General features: G+C 71.2%; 10 protein-coding genes. 7 read left to right on the forward strand and 3 right to left on the reverse strand.

The features are described from left to right. Positions 1-296: 296 nt before the first annotated feature. Positions 297-671, reverse strand: a complete 375-nt coding sequence (locus ACZ4W9_RS32885) for a DUF6207 family protein (RefSeq protein WP_467941943.1) — start codon at positions 669-671, stop codon at positions 297-299. Positions 672-699: 28 nt separating this feature from the next. Here ACZ4W9_RS32885 and ACZ4W9_RS32890 point away from each other — a divergent pair, with 28 nt between their 5' ends. Then, positions 700-1329, forward strand: a complete 630-nt coding sequence (locus tag ACZ4W9_RS32890) for a hypothetical protein (RefSeq protein ID WP_467941944.1) — start codon at positions 700-702, stop codon at positions 1327-1329. Positions 1330-1367: 38 nt separating this feature from the next. Then, on the forward strand, positions 1368-1631 hold the full coding sequence (locus tag ACZ4W9_RS32895) for a hypothetical protein (RefSeq protein ID WP_467941945.1): 264 nt from the start codon (positions 1368-1370) through the stop codon (positions 1629-1631). A 157-nt stretch (positions 1632-1788) separates the two neighbouring features. Here ACZ4W9_RS32895 and ACZ4W9_RS32900 read toward each other — a convergent pair whose 3' ends face one another. Continuing rightward, entirely contained in the window at positions 1789-2409 is a 621-nt protein-coding gene (locus ACZ4W9_RS32900; RefSeq protein ID WP_467941947.1) for a DEAD/DEAH box helicase, read from the reverse strand. Positions 2410-2761: 352 nt separating this feature from the next. Continuing rightward, positions 2762-2965 carry a cold-shock protein gene (locus ACZ4W9_RS32905; protein WP_467941948.1) on the reverse strand — a complete coding sequence of 68 codons (204 nt, stop codon included), beginning with the start codon at positions 2963-2965 and terminating at the stop codon, positions 2762-2764. 1176 nt (positions 2966-4141) lie between these two features. On the opposite strand from ACZ4W9_RS32905, the gene ACZ4W9_RS32910 reads away from it, so the two are divergent. The 5 genes from ACZ4W9_RS32910 to ACZ4W9_RS32930 are packed head-to-tail and all read left to right on the forward strand — an operon-like array spanning position 4142 to position 9852. Next, complete coding sequence (locus tag ACZ4W9_RS32910) at positions 4142-4687, forward strand: effector-associated constant component EACC1 (RefSeq protein ID WP_467941949.1); 546 nt, start codon at positions 4142-4144, stop codon at positions 4685-4687. Positions 4688-4691: 4 nt separating this feature from the next. Beyond that, complete coding sequence (locus tag ACZ4W9_RS32915) at positions 4692-7052, forward strand: caspase, EACC1-associated type (RefSeq protein ID WP_467941951.1); 2361 nt, start codon at positions 4692-4694, stop codon at positions 7050-7052. Continuing rightward, a complete protein-coding gene (locus ACZ4W9_RS32920) occupies positions 7031-8065 on the forward strand; it encodes an ATP-grasp domain-containing protein (RefSeq protein ID WP_467941953.1) in 1035 nt (344 codons plus the stop codon). Before ACZ4W9_RS32915 ends, ACZ4W9_RS32920 begins: the two co-directional genes overlap by 22 nt. A gap of 54 nt (positions 8066-8119) precedes the next feature. Next, complete coding sequence (locus ACZ4W9_RS32925) at positions 8120-9016, forward strand: methyltransferase domain-containing protein (RefSeq protein WP_467941955.1); 897 nt, start codon at positions 8120-8122, stop codon at positions 9014-9016. Beyond that, positions 9013-9852 carry a cysteine hydrolase family protein gene (locus ACZ4W9_RS32930; RefSeq protein ID WP_467941957.1) on the forward strand — a complete coding sequence of 280 codons (840 nt, stop codon included), beginning with the start codon at positions 9013-9015 and terminating at the stop codon, positions 9850-9852. Before ACZ4W9_RS32925 ends, ACZ4W9_RS32930 begins: the two co-directional genes overlap by 4 nt. The last annotated feature ends 128 nt before the right edge of the window (positions 9853-9980 follow it).

Below are 9980 nucleotides of genomic sequence, written 5' to 3' on the forward strand. Positions count from 1 at the left end.
GTACTCCCCCCCCCCCCCCCCCCCCCCCCCCCCCCCCCCCCCCCCCCCCCCCCCCCCCCCCCCCCCCCCCCCCCCCCCCCCCCCGCACCGCGGGAAGCTGAAGGAGAGCCATGCACGGACGACATTGGCACTTCACCATGGGGCCCGGCACGGCGGCACTGACGCCCCGCCGGGTCTACGGCGCCGACTACGACGACCTCCACCCCGGCCCGCTGTCGCACCGGAGCCCCGGCACCGTCCGCGGGGCTACTCGCCGGCCGCGCTGTCCTTGGGTTCCGGGTGCCGTACGGCCTTCTTCACGGCTTGCTCCAGCTCGTACCGGCTCGTCTGGCTGGCGGCGGCGTGTTCGGTGACGGCAGCCCGGAAGCGCCGTACCCCGGGCTGCCGGGCTCCCGCATCGTGCGGTCCGCCGGCGCGATCGCGCACCGCGCGGCGAACAACTCCTGGACCGCGAAAGCGGTCTCATGCCACAGACGACGTGCCGACGCTCGGGCAGGTTCCCCCGCCCGGACGGCTTCACCCGACCGAGTACATGAGCGAAGCACCGCTATGTCACGAGGAGTGGTTGGGACCCGTCGCCATCGACACAGCCGGGCAGTCCGGCGACGGTCACTCGTTGCGCTCCGCGCCGTTGACGCATCCGGGCGAAATGGGTGCGCCTTCGTAGTCATCGACGCACAGCACTGGCATCCATCGCTTGTGCGAGATGAACAGAGGAACGACGACAACGAGCAGTTGCGTAGGAAGCTGCCACGGCACCTCGGCGGATGGATTGCCGTCCTTGCGAGCCTGGCCGGAATTTTGACGGCGGTATTCCTAATCAAGGATCGCTATTTCCAGCCCCCCTTCTCCCTCGCGGATTGGACGAAGGAGGCCAATGTCGTCTGCGACCAGCGCTATACCGAGATTATCACCGCGATCAATCGATCGAGGGACTCCATGGATTCTCTGAAATCTGCCTTCGACAAGCTAGGAAAGCCGTCCGGGCCGACTTTCGAAGAATTGAAGTCCCTTTTGAGTAAGGCCGCGAATGACCGCGATGTACTGTCGGGGCGCGAACGTCTGATCGGACAGGAATTTGAGGAGATCAAGCGCCCTGAGGAGCACAAGAAGGAGGTGGAGAGCCTCATTGAAGTTATGCGAGAGGTTAGTCAGACGGATGCCGACTTGGCGGCGGATACGCACCAGGCCGTCGAAGGTTCAGGTAACGAGCGGACCTACGATCAGTACATCGAGCTGCGAGACCAATACATCGAGCTGCGAAACGGGCTGGTTGTCAAGCTCAGAAAATATTTGGAGATGCTGGGTGTAGACAAATGCCTTGCGTAGCGAAGGATGACCGTCAAGCGCAGCGCATCGACAGGTCGGTGCGGTGTTTTGTCCGCCGTCCGGTTCTCGCCGCCCGCATTGTCGGCCCCGGCCTGCCCTGCGCGGCGGCCGCTGTCGCCGTCCACGTCCCCGGCGACCTGGTCCCGGTCGCCTGGTCCGGCGACGCCCGCGCCTGTCTCCTCCTCGACGGACACCTGCGCCTGCTGACCGAAGACCACAACGCCCGCCGGGCAACCGGCGGCGGGGACCGCAGCCTGATCACCGCCTGCCTCGGGGAGGCCCGCGGCGACGAGGAGGCCTAATGCCTCTGGGGCCACCCGGCCATTCATCAAGGCGCTGAAGGCGCTGTGCCAGGGACTGACGGGCCCGACGAGTCGGTCCGGGAGATTTCCGGCGGCGGCCGCTAGGAGCGCGGTGGGCAGGGCTGTGGCCCGGCGGCCGGCCGTTGCCGACCGCGTCCTATTCGAGGATGCCGAGGGCGCTGTCGGGCCGGCAGTGGACGCAGGCCGGGACGTGCTGGAGCAGGGCGTTGAGTGCCTGCTGCCGGGTGGCGGGGCGGCACCGGCCGCTCTTGGCGGCGGCCCAGCGGGCGTACGGGGCAAGTGCGTCGGTGACCTGCTGCGCCAGCTCACGCGTCGGTACCAGGATCAGCCCCAGCGGCTGCCGGGGCTCGGCCCGCCGTCCGGCCGTACGTGCCAGCAGGGCCAGGCCGAAGGCGAGGGTCTTGCCGGAGCCGGTGCGGCCATGGCCGAGGACGTCGCGGCCGGCGAGGGAGTTCGGCAGGGTCGCGGCCTGGATCGGGAATGGTACGGTCACACCCTGTTTGCCGAGCGCGGCCAGCAGTTCCCCGGGCATGTCGAGATCGGCGAAGCCCTCCACGGCGGGAAGCGCGGGAGTGATCGTCCTGGGCGGCGCGAACTCCCCCTGGACGGCGGCGGGCCGGCGGCCGAAACCGCCGGAGCGGCTCGGTCCGGCCGACCGGCGCGGCGCCGGCGAACCGAAGCGGCTGCCGCCTGTTCCGGAGTCGGCACTGCCATTACGGGTGCGGGCGAAGCGGTCATTCGTGCGTGTGCGGTTCATGCGGAACCTTCCTCGATGCGGCACATGTCAAGGAATTCCCGAAGCAATGAGCAGCACGAAGAATCGCAAGAATGGACCGATGGGCCTCAAAGCGAATGGCCAACAGTGAATCTGTGCGGGCGCAGGCGCTGGAATGATTGGGTGCGTTGTGGGCTCGATATTCGAAGCGTCCACTGCGCTGTAGCTATGAAGGGATGCGTCTGCACCCCCGAAGGGCGAATCTCTCGCGGTGAGCCGACGATGTCGAGTTGTCGTCCACAGTCGTAGGCGAAATCACTGCATAAAACGCATGCAGCTGGGGCCCGCACCCCGAAGGATGCGGGCCCCAGCTGCAAGTATGTGACAGTTAGCGTCAGGCGGGAACGATGTTCTCGGCTGTCGGGCCCTTCTGGCCCTGCGCGATGTCGAAGCTCACCTTCTGGCCCTCCAGCAGCTCGCGGAAGACCTGGGCGGCGATGTTCGAGTAGTGAGCGAACACGTCAGCGCCGCCACCGTCCTGCTCGATGAAGCCGAAGCCCTTTTCCGCGTTGAACCACTTCACGGTACCAGCAGCCATGTCATTTCTCCTTTGGGGCAGTGCATCGGCACCCGCACTGTACGGACACCGTGTCGCCGCGATGATCACCCCGCCCGGAAAAAGACCGGAAATGCAAGAGCACTCCCGGCGACACTGTGGCCGACCAGAGGCACTTGAAGTTTCGGGAACCACAACTGCAACTGAGATCGACAGTAGTCACGCCGCAGCAACCACTGTGCGGTGAAGAACGCCACCCTGCTGATTGCGGGAAAGAATCTATCCGCATACTCAGGTGAAATCTCAGTCCGCGGGCATAGATATCGCCCCACCCGCGCGAGGGGATATTTTGCGTGCCGCGCTTGCGTGATCCGCCCCCACCACCACGCTCTCCGCTACTGCACGGGTCACACCGCCGCGGGGGCAGACAGGCCCGGCCATGAGGCCGACCACACCCGGCGCGACCCCGACCATGGCTCTGGTCGGGGTGTGTCCGATGTGACACTAAATTCGAACAAGCGATCTAATGCCGGTATGGACGTGACCGACTTCCCCGACGACCTGGTGCGGACGGGGTGCCGTTTGGGATGCCGTCTATGACGCGTTCGCCGTGCCCTGCCCTCGCGACACCGCCGTGCTGTTCCGCCGGCTGCTTCTGTCCGTGTGGCTGTGGTGGCACCTCTGCTGGGAGGCCGCTCCGTCGGTCCTGGCGGCATGGTCCGGGTTGCGTCAGCTGTCCCGTGTCCGGGGAGGTGCCCGGGCCGTGTGGCCTGGGTGCTTCGGTGGACGTGGAGCACGTGGTTGCGATAAGGGTTGTGCCTGGCTGGGTTCGTTCACGTCGGGTAGGAGTGTTGGGTCGGTAGTTCGGGCAGCAGTTGGTGATCTTGAGTGGCGTGGATGCTCACGGGGTATGACGTCGCTGTGGTGGGGTGGCACCGGAGTGCGGCAGAAGTGGTCCGCCTTTTGAGTACCGGTCTTACGTGGGCCTGACCCCGTGGTGTTCGGTCGGGGCGGGTGTGCGTGGCCGTCGTCGGGCAGTGGGTACCGCAGCCGGGGGCCGTGCGCCGGAGAGTGCGGTGGGTGCGGGCGGTTCGTCGTCCGGGCGGCGGTCCGTCCCGCGTGGTGCCGCCGGTACTTGGCCGAACGCGGGCCTTACCGAACGGAGTCGCCGTTGGTACTGTCGGCTGGCTCAGCAGCCGCTCCCGTGACGGAGGCCAAGTGGAAGTCACTCTGTCCTCGGCCGGCCCGGACGGCGGGAAGGCCGCGGCCACCGGAGAGCTGCACCGGTGGTTGCAGCGTCAGCCGGAGCTGCGCGGCCGTCTCGTCCGGCAGCCGGCAGCCGCGCCGCGGCCCGGGACCATGGGCGCGTCCGGAGAACTGCTGACCCTGCTGCTGGCACCCGGCGGTCTCACCGCCGCCCTGGGAGCGGCCGTCGTGGCCTGGCTCCAGAACCGGCGCGGCGACCAGACCGTCACCATCACCCTGCCCGACCAGACCCAGATCACCGTCTCCGCCACCAAGGTGCGCGGTCTGACCGCCCAGGCCACCGGTGACCTGGCCCGGAGCATCGCGGCGACGGTCGAGGCGTCCGGGCGGACACCGGACGGCGCGAGCGGGCGGAACACGCCCCGGGACGCCCCCGTGGTCCGGGACGCCCCCGTGGTCCGGGACGCCCCCGTGGTCCGGGACACCGCCGAGGTCCGGGACACCGCCGAGGTCCGGGACGCGGTCGGGCCGGCCGGGAACAGCGGGGAACGGGTCTGAGACCATGGCGGCGGACGGGGGAGACGCCCGCGGTCTGGCGGGCAGCGACTGCCGGGCCCTGCTGGTCGGCACCGGCCGGCACACCGAGGGGGCACTGCTCGCCGGTCTGCCGAGCGCCGTACGGACAGCCCGGGCACTGGCGGACACGCTCACCTCGGCCTGCGGGATGCCCGCCGACCACGTACGGCTGGTGACCGATCCGGGTTCGTCCGCCGACGTCCTCGGCCCGCTGGAGGAGGCCATCGGCGAGGCCCAGGGCGGAGCGCTCGTCTTCTGCTTCGTCGGCCATGGGCTCCTGGGCCCGGGCGGGAGGTTGTATCTGGCCACGTCCGCGACTCCCTCCCACGACAACACCGTCCACGCCGTCCCGTACGCCGAGATCGAGAACCGGCTCGCCGACGCACCGGTGCGCCCGGTGGTGATTCTCGACTGCTGCTTCTCGGGCCTCGCGGAGGCCGCGGGCGGCGGACAGCGTGAGGACCCCTATCTCTCCGTACGGCCGCACGGCAGCTTCCTGCTGGCCTCGGCCACCCACTACGCGGCCTCCTTCGCCCCCGAGGGCGAGCGGTACACCCTCTTCGGCGGGGAACTGCTGCGACTGCTGCGGGAAGGCGAGAGCGGCGGACCGCGCTGGCTCACCCTGGCCGACGTCCACCGTCACCTCGACCGCCGCTTCGAGGACTCGCCCGCCCGGCCGCACGCCGGCAGCGTCGGACGGCTCGGCGACCTGGTCCTGGCCGCCAACCCGCGCTACACCCTGCCCGCCGCCCCGGAGGCGGGAGCGGCACCGGGGGCCGGTGACGGACCCTGCCCGTACCCCGGCATGCGGCCGTTCCCGCCGGAGCAGCGCCACCTGTTCTTCGGCCGGGAGGAACTGACCCGGCGGCTGCTGGAACGGGTCACCGCGGAGGACCACGGCGGCCCCGTCGTCCTCGTCGGGCCCTCGGGCGTGGGTAAATCGTCGCTGCTGCGGGCCGGTCTCGGCGCCGCGCTCGACAGCACGGACCTGAAGCCGGTGCTCATGGTCCCCGCCCCCGGAGCGCTGCCCTTCCGGACGCTCACGGCGGCCTGGGCGCGAGCCGTCGGCCGGCCCTCCGGCGAGGTGGAACGCGACCTGGGCGCCGGACGGTTCACCGCACCGGCCGGCCGCCGCACGGCGCCGCGCGTCCTGATGATCGACCAGCTGGAGGAAATCTTCACCCACTGCCGGGACAGCGAGGAACGCCGGCTGTTCGTCCGCGCCCTCGAGGGCCCGGCGGACGGCACGGGCCCGCGGGTGGTCCTGGGACTGCGGGCCGACTACCTCGGCCAGTGCCTGCGCGATCCCCGGCTGGCCGGGATCGTCGGCGCCGGCCAGTTCCCCGTACCGGTGATGAACGACGACGAGCTGCGGGCCGCCGTCGAGCAGCCCGCCCGGAGCGCGGGACTGCGCTGGGAGGACGGCCTGCCGGAGCTGCTGCTGCGGGAGCTGCGGCAGGAGCGGGTGGGCACCGGCGACGCCATCGCCCTGCCGTTCCTCGCCCACGCCCTCCAGGAGACCTGGCACCGGCGGCGCGGCGCCGAGCTGACCTTCGCCGGCTACCAGGCGTCCGGCGGCATCCGCACCTCCGTGGCACGGACCGCCGAGGACATCCACGACGCGCTCGACGCCGACGGACGCGAGCGGTTACGCGCCCTCCTGCTGCGGATGGTGCACCTGGTCGACGCCGAGGGCCGGGCGGTACGGCGCCGGGTCCCCCTGGAGGACCTGGACGGCGCCGGTGACCTGCTCGGCCGGCTGGCCGACGCCCGACTCGTCGTCGTGGACGACGGAGTGGCCCAGCTCTGCCACGACTCGCTCCTGCACGGCTGGCCGCGGCTGCGCGGCTGGATCAACGCCGACCTCGACGCCCTGCTGGTGCGCCGCCGGCTCGCCCAGGCCGCCGACGCCTGGGCCGAGACCGGCCGACCGGTGAGCGGGCTGTACGCGGGCAGTCACCTCGCCGGCGCGCGGGCGGTACTGGCGGACGACGGGGCCGCGCTCGGACTGCGCCCGGTGGAACGGGACTTCATCGCGGCCGGCGAGCACGCCGAGCGCCGCCGCAAGAAGCTGTACCGGACCTTCGTCGCCGTCGTCGTCACGATGGCCCTGCTGGCGACGACCCTGGCCGCGCTCGCCCGCCGCGCCCAGGGCGACGCCGAGGCGCGGGAGACCCGGCTGATCGCCGAACAACTCGCGCGGCAGGCCGACGGAATGCGGAAACAGGACCCTCAGACAGCGCTGCGGCTGAGCCTGGCCGCCTACCGCACCGCGCGGACCCCGGTCACCAGGTCCGCGCTGTCGCGGCCCACCGGCCCGTCGCCGTGGTCCCCGGCGGGGAGATAGGAGTCGAACTGGCCGACGCGCTGAGCGAGTTGCTGGGCCTGCCCACCAACGGCACCTCGCTGAGCGGCGCACGCCGCAACAAATACCTCATGACCGAGACGGTGCGGCAGGCCGGGCACGCCGCCGCCCGGCAGGCGTTCGTGACCGACGAGCGGGCGGTGCGTGCCTGGCACGCTTCCGTGGGCGGCCGGATCGTCGTCAAACCGCTGCGCAGCGCGGCGGGCAACGGCGTCCACTTCTGCGACACCCCCGACGAGTCGGCGGCTGCCGCCCGCGCGGTCATCGGTTCGCAGAACGTCTTCTCCGAACGCAACACCGCCGCCGTGGCCCAGGAGTACCTGCGCGGCACCGAGTACATGGTGAACACGGTCAGCCGGGACAGGGTCCACCGGGTCTGCGAGATCTGGCGCACCACCCGGATCACCGCCAACGGCGTGGCCGACCTCTCCGACACCGTCTATCTGATGCCGCGCCGGGGCGAGGTGCAGGACCGGCTGACCGCGTACGCGGGCGAGGTCCTGGACGCGCTCGGCATCCGGCACGGTCCCGCCCACGTCGAGATCAAGATCACCGCCTCCGGTCCCGTTCTGGTGGAGGCGGGGGCCCGGATCGGCGGTGCGAATCTTCCGCACTATGCGCAACTCGCCCGCGGGGCCTCGCAGCTCGACTGGACGGTCGACGCGTATCTGGAGCCCGACCGGTTCATGGCGCGGCACAAGGAGGACGACCCGCGTTCCCTGCACTGCGCGTTCGTCGGCCTGGTCTCCCCGTTCTGCGGCACGCTGCGCGGTTACCCGTACGTGGAGCGCTTGCGCGCGCTGGAGAGCTTCCATGAGCTCCGGCTGGCCGTGTCGCCGGGACAGCTGATCCGGCGCACGGTGGACGATCTGAGCTACCCCGCGATCGTGGTCCTGCTGCACGAATGCGAGGAGACCGTCCTGCGGGACGCCAACACGATCCGTTATCTCGACGGTCCGTCGTTCTACGACGTGGCCGGCCCGGGCCGGGAGTAGCCGCGCCCGCTTCCTGTCACCGGCTGTCACGCCCCTCACGCGCAAGGAGCCTCCGTGCCCACCACACCGTCCGTACCGTCCACCCCCTCCGAAGGGTCCGCCGGCATCCGCGCCGACCGGCGGATCGCCCAGCACTGGACGCAGCGCTGGGACCGGCAGCAGGAGGAGTTCCTGCCCGAGCGCGAGGCCCTCTTCGACGCGCTGATCGACGTCGTCCAGGAAAGCGCCGGGCGCCCGGACCCCCTGGTGGTCGACCTGGGCTGCGGCCCGGGCTCGATCGGGGCGCGCCTGCTGCGCCGCCTGCCGGAGGCCACCGTCGTCTCCGCGGACGCCGACCCCGTGCTCATCGCCCTGGGGCGCGGCGCCTACGGCGACATGCGCGGCCTGAGGTTCGTGGCAGCGGACCTGCGCCGACCCGGGTGGGTGGACCGGCTGGGTCTGGACCGCCCGGCGGACGCCGTGGTGAGCAGCACCGCCCTGCACTGGCTGGAACCGTCGGTGCTGACGTCGGTGTACACGGCCGCAGCAGGGTTGCTGCGGCCCGGCGGTGTCCTGGTCAACTGCGACGAACTGGAACGCGACCAGGAAGCGGCCCCGACGCTGGCCCGTCTCGACCGGGCGCTGCTCACCAGGGAAAAGGACCGCCGGGTCGGCGCCGGGCATGGTGAGGGCTGGTACGACTGGTGGGAGCGGGTCCTGGCCGAGCCGGCCCTTGCCACGGCGGTGGCCGAGCGGGAGCGCCAAGGGTTCGACGGGGAGCACCACAGCGACCTGTCGGCCGGGGCCGAGGTCCACCGCACCGCCCTGCGGGACGCCGGATTCGCGGAGGTCGGCACGCTATGGCGGCGCGGCGAGGTGCAGCTGCTGTGCGCGGTGACCGCCTCTCCCGCCGGACCCACGGTGCCGGACCGTCCGCACACGCACAACAACGCACCGGCGCCGCGTCCGTGAGCGCCGGCACCATGCGCGTGCTCGGCCCCACGGAGCGCAACAACTGGCGGGCGTCGGGCCGGCACGTGGACCTCACGCGTCCCGTGCGCGCGCCGCGCCCGGTGAGCGTCCCGGCGGCTCCCCAGCGACTGACCCTCGACCTCGCACGTACCGCGCTGATCGTCGTCGACATGCAGAACGACTTCTGCTCGCCCAAGGGGTGGCTCGCCTCCATCGGTCTGGACGTCTCGGGCGTCGACCGGCTCATTCCCCCGCTCGCCGCGACGGTGTCCGCGCTGCGCGCTGCCGAGGTCCCCGTCGTCTGGCTCACCTGGGCCAGCCGCCCCGACCGCGCCAACATCCCGCCGAACGTGCTGCACGCCTACGACATCGCCGGCGAGGGCGGCGGCATCGGAGCCCTGCTCCCCGCCACGGGTACGCCCGCCCTGGAGGAGGGCAGCTGGGGCGCCGCGCTGGTGGACGGGCTGGAGCCGCGGCCCGGAGACATCCATGTCACCAAGCAGCGGATGAGCGGCTTCTTCGACACTCCGCTCGACTCCGTGCTGCGCAACCTGCGCGTGGACACCCTGCTGTTCACCGGGGTCAACGCGGACCAGTGCGTCCTCGCCACACTCACCGACGCGGCGTGCCTCGGCTACGACGCGGTACTCCTGGAAGACGGCGTCGCCACCACGTCACCCGAATTCTGTCTGCGCGCCACCCTCTACAACGTCGAGCGCTGCTTCGGGTTCGTCGCCCGGGGAGCGGACCTCCTCACTGCCGTACGCGACTCGACCGCCACCGCACCGGACAAGGCGGTTCCCGCCCCGGCCCACCGCACCACCTGCACCGTCTGAACCCCGAGGTATCCCACCATGACCGACATCCGCATTCCCGCTGACATCAAGCCCGCCGACGGACGTTTCGGCGCTGGCCCCTCCAAGGTGCGGACCGAGGCGCTGGACGCCCTCGCCGCCACCGGCAC

It is taken from the genome of Streptomyces sp. NPDC029296 (assembly GCF_055569255.1).